Raw genomic sequence first — 15,506 nt, 5'->3', positions numbered from 1 at the left:
CGGCGCGAAAGGCGCGGCCGGGGCGACCCGTGACATCAGCGGCGGCGCGTCCGGCCGGTGGTCTCGGCGCGCTTGCCCTTCGCGCCGTTCGGCCAGAGCCGCGGGCGGCGCTTCGCGGCGAGGTCCTCGACCCAGCCTGTCGCGAACACCACCAGGCCGATCAGCGGCCACACGAACGCGAACGCCCACAGCTCGTACGTGCTGTTGAGGGCCTCCGCCCCCCGCTCGCTCTGCATGAACGGCAGCTTGTACAGCAGGTCGACGATCGGGAAGGTGAGCGCGATCAGCAGGTTGTGCCACAGGTAGATGGTGACGGCCCTGTTGTTGGACAGGGTCACCAGCTTGTCCCAGTTGGCCAGCCGTCCCGGCAGCTCCTGCCACGACGGCGAGTACTGGAGCAGGATCACCACGAACCCGAACGACCACGCGGCCTGCGCGAGCGGGATGTTGTTGAGGTCCCAGCCCTCGTCGCCGAGGTGGCCCGAGGCCCACCACAGTCCGAACGCCATCACCAGGGCCGCGCAGGACACCGAGATGTAGCGCGGCACCTGCTTGAGCATGCCCTCGTGGTGGGCGAAGCCCAGCACCCAGCAGGAGCCGTAGACCGCGAAGTCGGTGACCGCGTTGCCGGTCTCGCCGGGAATGGTGACCAGCCCGGAGCCGACGACGGCCGTCAGGCCGAGCGGGGCGAGCAGCGTCGGCCAGGGCGCCCTGCGGAACGCCCACAGCAGCAGCGGGGAGGCGAGAACGAACCACAGGTAGGCGCGCAGGTACCACAGCGGGCCCACCGCGTCGTCCGACCAGGTACCACCGGTCAGCGGCCCCAGGTCCCCGGCCTCGGCGGGGTACGGCGGGGCGCCGATCGGGACGAGGTAGTTGAACAGCTTCACCAGGCCCCAGGACCCACCGCCCTGGTCGGGGTCGTCGCCGGGGTTCCAGCCGCTGGCGAACAGCAGCGTCAGCGCCACAACGGCGAAGATCCACATCGGCGGCAGCAGGCGGCGGACCCGCGACCGGATCACGCTCCACGCGGGCCGCTTCAGGGACCGCGCCATCAGCGAGCCCGCCAGCGCGAACATCACGCCCATCGACGGGAACAGCACCGTCAGCCAGGCCCACCCGAAAAGGTGGTAGACGACGACGCGGACCAGGGCGATGGACCGCAGCAGGTCCAGATACCGGTCCCGGCCCGGCTTCTTCGGGGCCGGGACCGCCGCGGGCTCCGGTTCCCGTTCCGCGGCCGGCTCGGTGACGTGCTGCTGGGGGAACGGGTACGGCGACTGCGCCGCCACGCCCGCCTGCCCGCCGTACGGCGTGCCGTAGGGGCCGGCCGGTTCCTGCGGGACCGGGCCGGTGCCGGTCGGGTGTCCGTGGGTCATGCCACCGGCCTCCGGTCGTCGCTGGGCGCCTGCGCACTCGGCACGGCTCCGTTCACGGGCGCCCCCACCACACCGGTGCGGCGCAGCTTCTGCCAGCGCAGCCGGCCGCCGGTGAGCGCGGTGATCCAGGACTGGAGCAGCACGACGTACATGAGCTGGCGGTAGAGGATCTGCTGCAGCGGCAGCGAGATCAGATGGGTCATGCGTTCCTTGTCCAGCCGGAACGCGTACGCGGCGCAGACCGCCTGGATGGCCAGCACGCCCAGCCACGCGAGGATCGTCTGCTGGGTCGGGCCGAAGACCAGGCCGTAGAGCAGGAAGACGTCGATCAGCGGGGCCAGCAGCGGGGCCACGATCATGAACAGGGAGACGAAGGGCAGGCCCACGCGGCCGAAGCGGCCCGAGGGACCCTTGTCGATGAGGGCCCGGCGGTGCTTCCAGATGGCCTGCATGGTGCCGTACGACCAGCGGTAGCGCTGCGACCACAGCTGCTGCACGGTCTCCGGGGCCTCGGTCCAGGCGCGGGCGTTCTCCGCGTAGACCACGCGCCAGCCGGCGCGGTGCAGCGCCATGGTGACGTCGGTGTCCTCGGCGAGCGTGTCCTCGCTCATGCCGCCGATCGGCTCCAGCGCCGACTTCCGGAAGGCGCCCACGGCACCCGGGATGGTCGGCATGCAGCGCAGGATGTCGTACATCCGGCGGTCCAGGTTGAAGCCCATCACGTACTCGATGTGCTGCCAGGCGCCGATGAGGCTGTCCTTGTTGCCGACCTTCGCGTTGCCGGCCACGGCGCCGACCCGCGGGTCGCCGAAGGGCTGGACGAGTTCACGGACGGTGGACGGCTCGAAGACCGTGTCGCCGTCCATCATCACGACGATGTCGTACCGGGCGTTGGCCAGGCCCCGGTTGAGGGCGGCGGGCTTGCCCGCGTTGAGCTGGCGGATGACCCGGACGTTGGGCAGGCCCATCGCCTCGACGATGCGGGCGGTGCCGTCGGTGGACCCGTCGTCGATGACCAGCACCTCGATCGGGTGATCGCTGGCCATCAGGGAGTTGACGGTGTTCTCGATGCACTTGGCCTCGTTGTACGCCGGGACCAGCACCGTCACCGGTTCGGTGATCGTCGGGCCCCAGCGGAAGCCCTTGCGGCGCACCCGGCGGGCGTGGGCGCCGGACAGCAGCAGCATCAGCACGAAGCGGGCGATGACCAGGGTGCCGATGACGGCCAGGCCGACCACCAGCACGCCGGTGATCTTCTCGGAGGCCTGCACCAGGAAGATCCAGGCCTTGCCCTTCCAGAGGTCGGGCCCGGCGACCGGGCTGTGCGCGCTGGGCGCGTCCAGGGCCTCGGTCAGGTTGTCGAACTCGTAGCCCTTGTCCTTCAGTCCGGGCAGGAACGTGTCGAGCGCGGCCACGGTCTGGCTGCGGTCACCGCCGGAGTCGTGCATGAGGACGATGGCGCCCTGGCCGTTCTTCGGGGTGGCGCGGCGGATGATCTCGTCGACGCCGGGCCGCTTCCAGTCCTCGCTGTCGGTGTTGTTGACGACGGTGAGGTAGCCGCGGCTGCCGATGTACTCGGTGACCGGCCAGGACGCGTTGTCCATGGCGTCGGAGAAGGAGGAGTACGGCGGGCGGAACAGCGAGGTGCGGATACCGGCCGCGCCGGTGAGGGCGAGCTGGTTCTGCGACAGCTCCCAGTCGATGCGCTTCTTGGACTGCAGCGACAGGTCGGGGTGGTTGAAGGTGTGCAGGCCGATCTCGTGGCCCTCGTCCACCATCCGCTGGACGAGGTCCGGGTAGCGGGAGGCCATGGTGCCGGTGACGAAGAAGACGGCGTGCGCGTCGTGCTTCTTCAGCACGTCGAGCACCTTCGGCGTCCAGGTGGGGTCCGGGCCGTCGTCGAAGGTGAGCACCAGCCGGTGGTCAGGCACGCTCAGGGACGTGGCCTTGCCGTTGCGGACGTCTATGACCGGGCCGCCCTCGAGTATCTCCTCGGGGACCTGGGTGGTCGGGGCAGGGTCCTGCACCCGGTGGTCGGCGAGGATCTCGCTGTGCACGTAGCCGCGCAGCATCAGCATGGCGGCGAGGGCGACGAGGACCAGCAGCGGGAGCAGCAGACGCAGCGGTACACGGCGGCGCAGTGCGCCGCGCCGGGACGGGCGGGCGGCCCGGCGGCGGTGGGACGGGGATGCCATCAGAGGACGTTCTCCGGGGACGGTGCGGCCGCGGGGGCGGCGTCCGCGCCCGCGGCGGGTTCGGCGGCGACCGGCTGGTCGGCGGGGGGAGCGGCGAGGTTGTCGGTACCGCCGGCCTCGCCGCCGCCCGTGGTGGCGGTGGGGTCGGGAGGAGGTGCCTCCGTGGTGACCGGGTCGGAGGGCTGCGTGGTGGTACCGCCGCCGCCCGCCGGGGGAGTGTCGGTGGTGGCTCCGCCGCCGGTGCCGCCGGTGGCCGGCTGGGAGCTGGCGCGTCCGGCCGGCGTGGTCGCCGGGGCGCCGCCGTCCGGCTGCTTCACCGTGCCGCCGGTGCCGCCCGCCACGGGGGCGGAGACGCCGGGCGTGGGCACGTCGGAGGCGCCGAGGCTCGGGGCGCCGCTGCCCGGCTGGAGGCTGGTGCCGGCGCTGGGCGTGGGGTCGGCCGCCGAGGGCTTCGGCGTGGTCTCGACCTGCTCGGCCGGCTTGCCCTCCTGCCCCGGGACGGGCATCCAGGGGGCGTCGGAGTTGCCGGACAGCAGGGTGGCGACCATGACGACGGCGTAGCCCGCGCAGGCGAGGCCGACGGCCAGGCCGATGCGGCGGTAGAGCCGGTTGCGGCGGCCCGACTCGTCGACGAAGACGGGGGCCGCCTCGGGGGCCGCGCCCGCACCGGGTGTCCGGCTCAGCACACCGCCGGCACCGATCTGCACGGCGTCGAGCTGGACCGTCACCTCGTGCGGGTCGTGGGTGGCGTCGGCGCCGGTGTCCTCCTGCCACGGGTCGCGGACGGTGGTGCCGGTGTCCGCGGGGACCGTGGGCCCGGCGGACGGGGCCGGCGGGCGGGGGACGCGCAGGGCGGTGGTGCGCTCGGAGTCGTAGGCGTCGTCGGCCCGGCGCTCGGCGGGCGGAGGCGTCTTCCGGAAGGCGCTGAAACCGTCCCCGCCGCCCTCGGACCGGCGCTCTGCGGGCGCGGGTGCCTTGCCGAAGGCGCTGAAGCCGTCCCCGCCGCCGGACGGCGTGGGCCGGCCGCCCGTCCCGGGCAGCACCTGGGTCCTGTCGTCGGTGCCGGACGGGGGCAGCATCTGGGTCCTGTCGTCGGTCGCGGACGGGGGCAGTATCTGCGTCCGGTCGTCGTCCATGCCGTTCCCGGACGGGAACACGCCGAGGCGGGCCCAGCGCTCGTCCAGGGAACCGGAACCGGCGCGGAGGCTGTCCACGCCGTCTCTCACGCCGGGCTCGGCAGGTCGTTCCGCCAGGGGGAGCACCCGTGTCTCACGGGCGTCCTCGTCCCCTTCCGCGAACTGCCGCGCGGCGTCCGCCGATTGCGGCCGCCCCGGTTGGGCGTCTTCTCGCCACTTGTCCACGCGCTCGCACTTCCCCCCAAACGGAACCATCGGCGCGCGTACGACCCGAGCACCCGTCGGCGGACCGGGCCCCCACCCGCTCCGAGCGCCCCGTTTATCACACCGTGCTCGAAGCATCGAATGTAGCGCACGCGGAGGTTGTGTGTTTGCAGGGAGACCTTTTGTGTCAGCAGCGAGACATTGGGTGCGCTCCCATGACAGCGGCGTCGTTTTCGGGCAGCCAGGAGTCCTCGGGGCGTCGCAACCAGCCACGTTCGACTGCGACTTCAGCCGCGGAACGACACAGTTCGGTCAAAGCGGGATGGATCATTCCTTTTCGCCACACGAGCGACACCGGTGAAAGCGGCACCGGCTCCACCAGGGGCCGCGAAACCGTTCCGGGAAGTGGCGGAAAACTCACCACCGCGAGGATCGGATTCCGCGTCCGGGCCATGATCCGCCGGAACTCCTCCTCCCCCACGGCCAACGGCGCGGGCGGTGCGAGCGTGATCCCCCGCCCGTCGAACAGCAGGCGTGCCAGGTCCGTCCACTCCGGGGTACGGGGGTTGCCCGCACCCGCGTACACCGTCTCACCCGCCAGCGCGGCCAGCGGCACCTCGGGCAGCGCCGCCAGCGCGTGGTCCTCGGGCAGCACCACGGCCATCGGCTCGTAGCGCACGGGCTGCTGCTCCAGCCCGGTGCGCAGCGCGGGGGCCAGCCCCGCGAACCGGCCGAACGACACGTCGATCCGTCCCGCGAGCAGCTCGCCGGCCGCCCAGGTCAGTCCGCTCTCGTAGCGGGCCATCAGTTCGTGACCCGCGGCGCGCTCCCGGGCCCGGTGCAGCACCTCGCGGTGGGTCTCCAGACCCGGCGAGTTGAGGTCCACCAGCAGCGGGCGGCTCCGTCCGGCGGCGGCGAGCAGGTCGTCCTGCGCCTGGAGCACCGCGCGGGCGTACGGCAGCAGGCGTTCGCCGTCGGCGGTGAGTGTCACCCGGCGGGTGCTGCGGACGAACAACTCGCAGCCCAGTTCCCGCTCCAGGCGCCGTACGTCCCGGCTGAGCGCCTGCTGGGCGATGTACAGGCGCGCGGCGGCCCGGGTGAAGTGCAGCTCCTCGGCGACGGTGACGAAGGCGCGCAGGAGCCGGGGATCGACGGCGGCGGGGGCGGGCATCCGGCGAACCTACAACACCAGTGCGTGAATCGGCACCGAGAAGGTGTTGGACCGGGCGGAGTGCCGGGGACGACGGTGGAGCCATGCCCCAGCCGACCTCGCGGGACACCCGCCTGTTCACCGTCACCGCCGACACCCTCGTCGCCGTCGACTTCGCCCCGCGTGCCCGGCGCGAGCCCGGCCCGTACCGCCGTCTGTTCGCCCTGCCCGGCACCCGCGCCTTCACCGCCGGCAACCTGATCGCCCGGCTGCCGATGGGCATGTTCGGCGTCAGCGCGATCGTGATGATCGCCGGAAGCCGCGGGTCCTACGCCCTGGCCGGCGCCGTCACCGCGACCGGTCTCGCGGCCACGGCGGTGGTCGCCCCCTGGACGGCACGCCTGGTGGACCGGTACGGGCAGGCCCGGGTGGCCCTGCCGGCCACACTGTTCGCCGTGCTGGGCTCGCTCGCGCTGGTGCTCTGCGTACGCCGGGACGCCCCCGACTGGACGCTGTTCGCCTCCTACGCCGCGACCGCCACCACCCCGAACACCGGGGGCATGTCCCGGGCCCGCTGGGCGCACCTGCTGAAGGGCGGACCCGAGGAGCTGCACACCGCGAACTCCTTCGAGCAGGCCGCCGACGAGCTGTGCTTCATGCTCGGCCCGGTGCTCGCGGCCGTGCTGTGCGGGACGTTCTTCCCGGAGGCGGGGACGCTGGTGGGCGCGGTGCTGCTGCTGACGGGCGTCGCGCTGTTCACCGCGCAGCGCTCGACGGAGCCGCCGGCCGTCCGGCGTACCGCGGGCCGGGCACCCCTGCGGGCCCCCGGCATACGCCCCCTGCTGCTGATCTGCCTGGCGACCGGCGCGGTGTTCGGCTCCATGGAGGTGGTGACGATCGCGTTCGCGGACGGGCAGGGGCACCGTGCGGCGGCCGGCGCGGTGCTCGCGCTCCAGGCGGCCGGCTCCTGCGCGGCGGGTCTGCTGTACGGGGCGGTGCGCCCCGCCGGGCCCGCGCGGTCCCGGCTGGTGTGGTGCCTGGCCGCGATGGCCGCGCTGATGACCCTCCCGCTGCTCGCCGCCGGCCTCACCGGCTCGCTGCTGGTCCTGGCGGGGGCGCTGCTGGTCGCGGGGATGGCCACCGCCCCGACGATGGTGACCACCATGACGCTGGTGCAGGAGCACACCCCCGAGGGGCGGCTGAACGAGGGCATGACGCTCGCGGTCACCGGGCTGCTGGGCGGGATCGCCGGCGGCAGCGCGGCGGGCGGCTGGGTCGTCGAGCACGTCTCGGCCACCACCGGCTACGTCGTGCCCGCGGCGGCGGCGCTGACCGCCTTCCTGGCCGCCGGAGCACTGCGCTGGTTCGCCTCGTCGCACCGCACGAGTGAACTCCGCCCGTCCCCTTGACGGCCACAGGTCCGCCACACCTGGCGGGCTTCACCGCGGCCGCCGGCCGGCACGGGCTCGCCCCGGCCGGTGCCGCCGTGCGGCACCTGGCGGGGCGCCGCCCGCGCCGTGGCGGAACGGCTGCCGCGCGGGCAGGTCGCGCGGCACCCGGCCCCGCTCGCGGCGGCGGCCCGCGTCCCGGTCGCCTCGGTGACCGGGACGGCGGCGGAGCTGGGCACCCGCGTGGTGCGGCTGCCGGTGCGGAAGCTCTCGGAAGCCGCCGTACCGGGCACCCCCCTGCTGCCGCCCCGGCCGACGGAGCGGGCGAGCACGGCACCGCGCGGGCGCCGGGAGCCCGGTCAGCCCAGGCCCCAGGCCTTCCCCAGCCGGTGGGCGGCGCACAGGTTCACGTCCAGGAAGTACGCCCCGGCCGCCCCGCACTGCGTCTCCCCGCTCCCGGGGTCGACCGGCTGGCCGTGTCCCATGCCGGTGAGACCATACGTCTCCACGACCGCGTTCCCGCCGGGGCCGCGGTAGACGCGGTGCGGGTGCCCGGCGACGGTGTCGCTGACGTCGGCGGTGCGGTCGGCGCCCTGCACGTCGGTCCACTGGTCCACCAGGCCGGTCATGTTGGCCGGCCGCACCGTGTAGTCGGCCGTGCCGTGGAACACCGTGAGGGCGGGCCAGGGGCCGGTGTACCCGGGCCGCGCGGCCCGCACCCGGTCGCCCCACTGCGCCGGGGTCTGCGTGGCCCCGACGTACATGCACACGAAGGGCGACCCGGCGGCCTGCGCGCAGCCGTACGGCAGCCCGGCGACGATCCCGCCCGCGGCGAACTTCTCCGGGTAGGCGGCCATCATCACGGCGGTCATCCCGCCGCCGGCGGACAGGCCGGTGACGTAGACGCGGGACGGGTCGCCGGAGACGTCGGCGAGCTGCCGGTCGACCATCTGGGCCACCGAGGCGGCCTCCCCCTGGCCGCGCCGGATGTCGGCGGGCTCGAACCAGTTGAAGCACTGGGTGAGGTTGTTGCCGCTCTGCTGCTGCGGCAGGACGACGGAGAAGCCCCAGCGGTCGGCGAGCGCCGTCCAGCCGGTGCCGGAGGCGTACCCGGCGGCGTTCTGGGTGCAGCCGTGCAGGGCGACGACCACGGGGCGGCCGGCGGGCAGCCCGTCGGGGACGTAGCGGTACATCTTCAGGGCGCCCGGGTTGCTGCCGAAGCCGGTGACCTCCTGGAGGGAGGCGGCGGAGGCGGGCGCGGGGGCGAGCAGGACGGAGAGGAGGGCGGCCAGGAGGGCCGTCAGCACGGTGGGGCGCAGTGCGGCTCTGGTCTGTGTCATGGAGAGCGAAGGTAGAAGCGTGAACCACCCTCCGATATGGGCGCGGACCCCACATCCCCGGGGTGCGCTCATGTGGGCGCATGACAAAGGCCCCGCCGCTTGCCGCGACGGGGCCTGTGCCCACATGGGGTAAGTGGAGATGGCGGGAATCGAACCCGCGTCCAACGGTGCGGAACCAGGGCTTCTCCGTGTGCAGTCGGCTGTGCTTTTCTCGGCCCCGGAGATCACGCCGACAAGTCTCCGACGGGCCCAGTCACTGTGTGGTTTCCCTCTTCACCCCGTGACCGGGATCAAGGTTTAGTTCCCTAGCTGATGCCAGGATCCGGGTCGGGAACACCCCCGGGCTGACACTCCCTTAAGTGGGGGAGCCGCTGCTCGCTACCTGAAGATCAGGCAGCGAGGGCGAGCTCGCCCTGGGAGATGGATCGCTTGGAATTGGCGATTATTTTTTTCGGCCTGTGGTTTACGAGATCATGGCCGCTTCCTCGACACGCTTCCCCTGCTTCGACAGCCGCTGTCGAAACCGATCATCCCCATGTTGTTTTTTCAAACCCTCCCGGAGGAGGGGGCGCGCACCCGCTGTGAGGTGCAGTGCCATCGTACGTGACCAACGCGGGTCGATGCCAGCCTATTCCCGCGCAGCCGCCGGCCCTCAGGCCCGCTGCTTGCGGCGGACCGCGGAGATGGCCCGCTCGGTCTCGCGGCGGTCCTGCTTCTCACGCAGCGTCTGCCGCTTGTCGTACTCCTTCTTGCCCTTGGCGAGCGCGATCTCGACCTTCGCCCGGCCGTCCTTGAAGTACAGGGCGAGCGGCACGATGGTGTGGCCCGTCTCCTGGGACTTGGCCTCCAGCTTGTCGATCTCCTCGCGGTGCAGCAGCAGCTTGCGCTTGCGCCGCGCGGTGTGGTTGGTCCAGGTGCCCTGGCTGTACTCCGGCACGTGCACGTTGTGCAGCCACGCCTCGTTGCCGTCCAGCTGGACGAAGCCGTCCACCAGCGACGCCCGGCCCTGGCGCAGGGACTTCACCTCGGTGCCGGTGAGGACCAGGCCCGCCTCGTAGGTGTCGATGATGAGGTAGTCGTGCCGCGCCTTCTTGTTCTGCGCGATCAGCTTGCGCCCTTTTTCCTTAGCCATAGTGCCGCCCATTTTCGCACTACGGAGGGGGCCCGGGGGAAGCCGATTATCGCCGCCGGGCTACTGCCCGAGTCCGCCGAGCACCGTCTCGGCCCGCTGAAGCGCCTGCTCGTCGGCCTCCAGGTCGGGGGTGAGGCCCTCGCCGTCGACACCCCGCCCGGAGGGGGTGCGGTAGTGGCCGACGGTCAGTTCGGCGACGGAGCCGTCGGGGAGCGGGGTCGGCATCTGCACCGAGCCCTTGCCGAAGGTGCGGGAGCCGACCACGACCGCCCGGCCTCGGTCCTGCAGGGCTCCGGTGAGGAGCTCGGCCGCGCTCATCGTCCCCCCGTCGACCAGCGCGACCAGGGGTCGGGTGGTGTCGCCGCCGGGCTCGGCGTGCAGGGCGCGCTGCTCGCCGTCGACGTCGTAGGTGGCGACCAGCCCGCCGTCGAGGAAGGCGGAGGCCGCCGTGACCGCCTCGGCGACCAGACCGCCGGGGTTGCCCCGCAGGTCCAGGACGATGCCGGCGCCCGCGGGTGCCTCGCGCACGGCGGAGCGGACCCGCTCCCCCGAGCCCCTGGTGAAGGCGCCGACCTCGATGACCCTGACCCGGGAGGCGAGGGAGCGGACGGTGACCGTGTCCCGGGAAACCCGGGCGCGCCGCAGGGTCTCGCTCCACGCGCGCGTGCCACGCTCCAGGCCGAGCCGGACGGTGGTGCCGGTGCTCTTCCCCCCGGTGTCGCCTCGCAGCAAGGAGACGACCTCCGTGACGGGCCGGCCGTCGACCTTCTCGCCGTCGACACTGCGCAGCCGGTCGCCCGGGCGGATGCCCGCCCCGGCGGCGGGCGTGCCGCTGCCGACCCGGGTCACCTCGATCTGCCCGTTCCTCTCGCGCGCCCACAGGCCGACGCCGGTGTAGGCGCCGTCGAGGGTGTCCTCGAACTCCTCGTACTCGTCCGGGGAGTAGACGGCGGCCCAGCGGTCCCCGCTGCGGCTGACGGCGCGCTCCGCGGCCTCCAGGGGGGAGGCCCCGTGGGCGGCGGCCTCCTCGGCCGCCCGGGCGACCTCGGCGTGGTGCCCGACGGGCGCGGACCGCGCGGCGCCGTCCGCGGCGTCCCGGCGGTCGGTGCCGGGGAGGCTGCCCGTGGCCGCGCCGGCGACAAGGACGCTCGCGAACACCAAGGTCAGGGCGGCGCCGCGGCGGACGCTGCGGTGCCGACAGAACGGGTCACGACCTGACATGCCGGTGAGTCTAGGACAACGCGAAGGGGCGCACGGCCGGTTGGCCGCGCGCCCCTGTTGGCAAGAGTCACACCTTCAGATACTTGCGCAGCGCGAAGAACGCGGCCAACGCCGGCATCAGCAGACTTGTCGCGAGGATGAGCGGAAGCTTCGTCAGGACGGCGTCCCAGCCGATGAAGTTGATCAGGCTCAGCTTCTCCGACAGGGCGAGTCCGTGGTCGATGATGAAGTACCGGCCCAGCAGCAGGAAGGAGCACGCCAGGGTGCCGCCGATGAGGCCGGCGACCGCGGCCTCCATGATGAACGGCGCCTGGATGTAGAAGCCGGAGGCGCCCACCAGACGCATGATCCCCGTCTCGCGCCGGCGGCTGAACGCGGACACCCGGACCGTGTTCACGATCAGCATCAGGGCGACGACCAGCATCAGCGCCATCATCGCGAGCGCGGCGATGTTCATGCCCTCGAGCAGCCCGAAGAGGTTGTCCAGCAGCCCCTTCTGGTCCTGCACCGACTGCACGCCGTCCCGCCCGTCGAAGGCGGTCGCGATGACCTGGTACTTCTCCGGGTCCTTCAGCTTGATGCGGTAGGACTCCTGCATCTGGTCGGGCGTGAGGGAGCTGGCCAGCGGCGAGTCGCCGAACTGCTCCTTGTAGTGCTTGTACGCCTCGTCCTGCGACTCGTACGACACCGTGTCGACGACCGACATCTTCTCCAGGTCGGTCTTGATCTGGGTCTTCTGGTCGTCGGTCACCGCGCCCTTGGCGCAGTTGGGGTCGGACTCGGCGTCGCTCTTGTTGCAGAGGAAGATGGAGACGTTGACCTTGTCGTACCAGTAGCCCTTCATGGTGTTCACCTGGTCGTTCATCAGGAGTGAACCACCGAACAGGGCGAGCGACAGGGCGACGGAGACGACGACGGCGAAGGTCATCGTCAGGTTGCGGCGGAGACCGACGCCGATCTCCGACAGGACGAACTGGGCGCGCATGGCGTCTGATCAAGCCTTTCCGTGGAGCGTCAGTGCTGGTAGCCGTAGACGCCGCGTGCCTGGTCGCGCACGAGACGGCCCTTCTCCAGCTCGATGACGCGCTTGCGCATCTGGTCCACGATGTTCTGGTCGTGCGTCGCCATCACCACGGTGGTGCCCGTCCGGTTGATCCGGTCGAGCAGCTTCATGATGCCGACGGAGGTCTGCGGGTCGAGGTTGCCGGTGGGCTCGTCGCAGATCAGCAGCTTGGGCCGGTTGACGAAGGCCCGCGCGATGGCGACGCGCTGCTGCTCACCGCCGGAGAGTTCGCCCGGCATGCGGTCCTCCTTGCCGCCGAGCCCGACGAGGTCGAGCACCTGCGGCACGGACTTGCGGATCTCACCGCGCGACTTGCCGATGACCTCCTGCGCGAAGGCGACGTTCTCCGCGACCGTCTTGTTCGGCAGCAGGCGGAAGTCCTGGAACACGGTCCCCAGCTGGCGCCGGATCTGCGGCACCTTCCAGTTGGAGACGCGGGCGAGATCCTTGCCGAGGACGTGCACCTGACCGTGGCTGGCCCGCTCCTCGCGGAGGACGAGCCGCAGGAAGGTGGACTTTCCGGAGCCGGAGGACCCGACGAGGAACACGAACTCGCCCTTCTCGACCTCCAGGGAGACGTCCCGGAGGGCTGGGCGGGTCTGCTTGGGGTAGACCTTGGACACGTTGTCGAATCGGATCACGGATGCACCACGGGTAGCCGGGGGTAGATGAGCGTGACCTTACGCGACCCGGGGAGGCCCGCGCAGGCACCGGCAGGGGTTGCGCAGGACTTGCGCCCTTTTGTTCCGGTGCCGGGTGAGGGCAGCATCCCCAGGGGCGCGGGGCTGTGACATGTGCGGCTCCGCCGCGCGGGCGCGAGCAACCCCGACGGCGCCGCAGCCGCGCATCCTCATGAACCGTCCTCTCCGGGAGCGACCCGGCGCAGCTTCCGCGGGAACCTGGCACAGTGGAAGGGGAACGTTCACGCGGTGGTGGGCGTTGAACCCCAGGAACCGGTGCGAGGAGGGCGAGCGCATGACGTACGACCGGCTGGTGTGCGCGAACTGCGCCGCGCCCGTGAGCGAGGGCCGGTGCCCCGTGTGCCGTGCGAACCGCGAGCGGCTGCAACAGGAGAACAACTTCTTCGCGGGGCTGAACCCGATGACACTGATCGCCCTGCTGGCGGTACTGATCGCGGCGGTGGCGCTGCTCGCCCACCAGACCGTCTGACCCGGAGGCACAGGACACGGCCGAGGGCCCGGAGCGCACTGGCGCTCCGGGCCCTCGTCTCATGTCGTGCGTACGGTGCGTACGCGCGCGGCCACCGTCAGGCGGCGGCGCCGCCGCGGCCGGTCATCAGGCGCGGGAGCACCCGGAAACCGATACCGCCGGCGATCATCGTGGCGGCACCGATCACCAGGAAGGTGGTCTCGGCGGCACCGGTCTCGGCGAGCTCCTTGCCGCTGCCCTGCGCCGAGGCGGCCGGGGCCTCCTCGCCGGTGTCGGTCAGGGAGGAGGAACCCTCCTCCTGCGGCGAGGCACCACCGTCGGGGTCGAGGCCGCCGCCGGGGGCGGACTCGGAGGGCGCCTCGGTGGGCTCCTCGGTCGGGTCCTCTGTGGGGTTCTCGGTCGGGTCTTCGGTCGGGTCCTCCGTGGGGTCCTCGGTCGGGTCCTCGGTGGGCTCCTCCGGGGTGGTCGGGACCTCGGTGGGCTCCTCCGGCGTGGTCGGAACCTCGGTGGGCGGCTCCTCCGGCTCGGTGGGGTCGTCCTCGCCGGCGCTCAGGCCGATACCGAGGCCGAGGCCCGCGTCGTTCGCCTCGGCGCTCACGCCGATCTCGAGGGCGGAGGCGGCGCCGGCCGCCGTCAGCGAGGCACCGGCCGCTATCACGGCACCGGCCGCGATGCGTGCGACACGGATCCGCGTCTTCTTGGTCATGTGGTTGCTACCCCCAGTAGCTCATCGTCAGTGAGGCGGCGCCCGGGGCCGTGATCAACGGAGGTAACTGTGCTGAAACGCCCCCCGGTTCACATGCGCCCCAGAAATGCGCATGCCACGCTTCACCCTTCCCACTTTCCAAAAGAACGTCAAGGCCGTTGCGACCGCGATGTCCGACTCCGCACGCTTTGCGAGACACGGAACCTGTGAGTGTGATGTAAATCCCGGACATCCCCGACACGACAAGGCAACTGCCGCTCATTCAGCGGCAGTTGCCTTGTCGACAAATCGGTGTTCGGTGGAGGGGTTACTTCTCCCGCTGCTTGCGCCAGCGAATTCCGGCCTCCAGGAAGCCGTCGATCTCGCCGTTGAACACGGCCTCGGGGTTGCCGACCTCGTGCTCCGTGCGCAGGTCCTTGACCATCTGGTACGGGTGCAGCACGTACGAACGCATCTGGTTGCCCCAGGAGTTGCCGCCGTCGCCCTTGAGGGCGTCCATCTTGGCCTGCTCCTCCTGGCGGCGCCGCTCCAGCAGCTTGGCCTGGAGCACGTTCATCGCGGTCGCCTTGTTCTGGATCTGCGAGCGCTCGTTCTGGCAGGAGACGACGATGCCGGTGGGGAGGTGGGTCAGGCGCACCGCCGAGTCGGTGGTGTTGACGCCCTGTCCGCCGGGCCCGGAGGACCGGTACACGTCCACGCGCAGTTCGGACTCGTCGATCTCGATGTGGTCGGTCTGCTCGACCACGGGGAGCACCTCGACGCCCGCGAACGAGGTCTGGCGGCGGCCCTGGTTGTCGAACGGGGAGATGCGCACCAGGCGGTGCGTGCCCTGCTCGACGGAGAGGGTGCCGTAGGCGTAGGGCGACTGCACGGAGAAGGTGGTCGACTTGATGCCGGCCTCCTCCGCGTACGAGGTCTCGATCAGCTCGGTCTTGTAGCCGTGCTGCTCGGCCCAGCGCAGGTACATGCGCTGCAGCTTCTCGGCGAAGTCGGCGGCGTCGACGCCGCCGGCCTCGGCGCGGATGTTGACCAGCGCCTCGCGGGAGTCGTACTCGCCGCTGAGGAGGGTACGGACCTCCATCTCGTCGAGCGCCTTCTTGACCGACGCGAGCTCCGACTCGGCCTCCTCGCGGGTGTCCGGGTCGTCCTCCTCCTCGGCCATCTCGAAGAGCACGGCGAGATCGTCGATCCGGCCGCGCAGCGTCTCGGCCTTCCGTACCTCCGCCTGGAGGTGGGAGAGCTTGCTGGTGATCTTCTGCGCCTCGTCCGGGTTGTCCCACAGGGACGGCGCGGCCGCCTGCTCCTCGAGCACGGCGATGTCTGCCCTCAGCTTGTCGAGGTCCAGGACGGCCTCGATCGACTCCATGGTCGAGGAGAGGGACTTGAGCTCTTCGGATACATCGACGACTGCCACGCCCTCCA

General features: G+C 71.8%; 13 protein-coding genes and 1 other RNA gene. 2 read left to right on the top strand and 12 right to left on the bottom strand.

From position 1 onward, the window contains the following. Positions 1-35: 35 nt before the first annotated feature. The 4 genes from B100_RS0115425 to B100_RS0115410 form a co-directional block, all read right to left on the bottom strand. Positions 36-1,379: an acyltransferase family protein gene (locus tag B100_RS0115425; protein ID WP_024885341.1), complete on the bottom strand. Its 1,344-nt coding sequence runs from the start codon at positions 1,377-1,379 to the stop codon at positions 36-38. Beyond that, on the bottom strand, positions 1,376-3,574 hold the full coding sequence (locus B100_RS0115420) for a bifunctional polysaccharide deacetylase/glycosyltransferase family 2 protein (protein WP_024885340.1): 2,199 nt from the start codon (positions 3,572-3,574) through the stop codon (positions 1,376-1,378). Before B100_RS0115420 ends, B100_RS0115425 begins: the two co-directional genes overlap by 4 nt. Beyond that, positions 3,574-4,788 (bottom strand): hypothetical protein, encoded by a 1,215-nt coding sequence (locus B100_RS36465; RefSeq protein WP_024885339.1) that lies wholly within the window; start codon positions 4,786-4,788, stop codon positions 3,574-3,576. The genes B100_RS0115420 and B100_RS36465 overlap by 1 nt, the downstream gene beginning before the upstream one ends. 313 nt (positions 4,789-5,101) lie before the next feature. Beyond that, the gene (locus B100_RS0115410; protein WP_024885338.1) at positions 5,102-6,085 is read right to left on the bottom strand and encodes a LysR family transcriptional regulator; all 984 of its coding nucleotides are present in this window, start codon (positions 6,083-6,085) and stop codon (positions 5,102-5,104) included. A gap of 83 nt (positions 6,086-6,168) precedes the next feature. Here B100_RS0115410 and B100_RS0115405 point away from each other — a divergent pair, with 83 nt between their 5' ends. Next, the gene (locus B100_RS0115405; RefSeq protein ID WP_024885337.1) at positions 6,169-7,473 is read left to right on the top strand and encodes an MFS transporter; all 1,305 of its coding nucleotides are present in this window, start codon (positions 6,169-6,171) and stop codon (positions 7,471-7,473) included. 338 nt (positions 7,474-7,811) lie between these two features. Here the strand turns inward: B100_RS0115405 and B100_RS0115400 are convergent, their stop codons facing one another. The 6 genes from B100_RS0115400 to ftsE form a co-directional block, all read right to left on the bottom strand. Then, complete coding sequence (locus B100_RS0115400; RefSeq protein ID WP_199785254.1) at positions 7,812-8,792, bottom strand: extracellular catalytic domain type 1 short-chain-length polyhydroxyalkanoate depolymerase; 981 nt, start codon at positions 8,790-8,792, stop codon at positions 7,812-7,814. 131 nt (positions 8,793-8,923) lie between these two features. Further along, positions 8,924-9,327: a transfer-messenger RNA gene (gene ssrA, locus B100_RS35045) on the bottom strand. A 117-nt stretch (positions 9,328-9,444) separates the two neighbouring features. Beyond that, positions 9,445-9,924, bottom strand: a complete 480-nt coding sequence (smpB, locus tag B100_RS0115395) for an SsrA-binding protein SmpB (protein ID WP_024885335.1) — start codon at positions 9,922-9,924, stop codon at positions 9,445-9,447. Between the two features lie 60 nt (positions 9,925-9,984). Then, a complete protein-coding gene (locus B100_RS0115390) occupies positions 9,985-11,145 on the bottom strand; it encodes a S41 family peptidase (RefSeq protein ID WP_199785253.1) in 1,161 nt (386 codons plus the stop codon). A 67-nt stretch (positions 11,146-11,212) separates the two neighbouring features. Then, entirely contained in the window at positions 11,213-12,130 is a 918-nt protein-coding gene (gene ftsX / locus B100_RS0115385; protein ID WP_024885333.1) for a permease-like cell division protein FtsX, read from the bottom strand. A gap of 29 nt (positions 12,131-12,159) precedes the next feature. After that, positions 12,160-12,849 carry a cell division ATP-binding protein FtsE gene (gene ftsE, locus B100_RS0115380; protein ID WP_006132401.1) on the bottom strand — a complete coding sequence of 230 codons (690 nt, stop codon included), beginning with the start codon at positions 12,847-12,849 and terminating at the stop codon, positions 12,160-12,162. A gap of 334 nt (positions 12,850-13,183) precedes the next feature. Between ftsE and B100_RS0115375 the strand changes: the two genes are divergently transcribed. After that, complete coding sequence (locus tag B100_RS0115375) at positions 13,184-13,378, top strand: hypothetical protein (protein ID WP_024885332.1); 195 nt, start codon at positions 13,184-13,186, stop codon at positions 13,376-13,378. 97 nt (positions 13,379-13,475) lie between these two features. Here the strand turns inward: B100_RS0115375 and B100_RS0115370 are convergent, their stop codons facing one another. Together B100_RS0115370 and prfB are read right to left on the bottom strand one after the other, a co-directional pair. Next, complete coding sequence (locus B100_RS0115370; RefSeq protein WP_024885331.1) at positions 13,476-14,084, bottom strand: PT domain-containing protein; 609 nt, start codon at positions 14,082-14,084, stop codon at positions 13,476-13,478. Positions 14,085-14,391: 307 nt separating this feature from the next. Next, positions 14,392-15,498 carry a peptide chain release factor 2 gene (gene prfB, locus B100_RS0115365; protein WP_024885330.1) on the bottom strand — a complete coding sequence of 369 codons (1,107 nt, stop codon included), beginning with the start codon at positions 15,496-15,498 and terminating at the stop codon, positions 14,392-14,394. Positions 15,499-15,506: the final 8 nt, after the last annotated feature.

This window comes from Streptomyces sp. CNH189, assembly GCF_000527195.1.
The sequence above is the reverse complement of the archived record's forward strand: the minus strand, read 5'-3'. Positions and strand labels throughout refer to the sequence as shown.

What these genes read in the sequence shown, in the direction of transcription:
- B100_RS0115375 (WP_024885332.1), top strand. Translation starts at nt 13,184, where the DNA reads ATGACGTACGACCGGCTGGTGTGCGCGAACTGCGCCGCGCCCGTGAGC.
- B100_RS0115370 (WP_024885331.1), bottom strand. Translation starts at nt 14,084, where the DNA reads ATGACCAAGAAGACGCGGATCCGTGTCGCACGCATCGCGGCCGGTGCC.
- B100_RS0115420 (WP_024885340.1), bottom strand. Translation starts at nt 3,574, where the DNA reads ATGGCATCCCCGTCCCACCGCCGCCGGGCCGCCCGCCCGTCCCGGCGC.
- B100_RS0115410 (WP_024885338.1), bottom strand. Translation starts at nt 6,085, where the DNA reads ATGCCCGCCCCCGCCGCCGTCGATCCCCGGCTCCTGCGCGCCTTCGTC.
- B100_RS0115405 (WP_024885337.1), top strand. Translation starts at nt 6,169, where the DNA reads ATGCCCCAGCCGACCTCGCGGGACACCCGCCTGTTCACCGTCACCGCC.
- B100_RS0115425 (WP_024885341.1), bottom strand. Translation starts at nt 1,379, where the DNA reads ATGACCCACGGACACCCGACCGGCACCGGCCCGGTCCCGCAGGAACCG.
- ftsX (WP_024885333.1), bottom strand. Translation starts at nt 12,130, where the DNA reads ATGCGCGCCCAGTTCGTCCTGTCGGAGATCGGCGTCGGTCTCCGCCGC.
- smpB (WP_024885335.1), bottom strand. Translation starts at nt 9,924, where the DNA reads ATGGCTAAGGAAAAAGGGCGCAAGCTGATCGCGCAGAACAAGAAGGCG.
- B100_RS0115400 (WP_199785254.1), bottom strand. Translation starts at nt 8,792, where the DNA reads ATGACACAGACCAGAGCCGCACTGCGCCCCACCGTGCTGACGGCCCTC.
- B100_RS0115390 (WP_199785253.1), bottom strand. Translation starts at nt 11,145, where the DNA reads ATGTCAGGTCGTGACCCGTTCTGTCGGCACCGCAGCGTCCGCCGCGGC.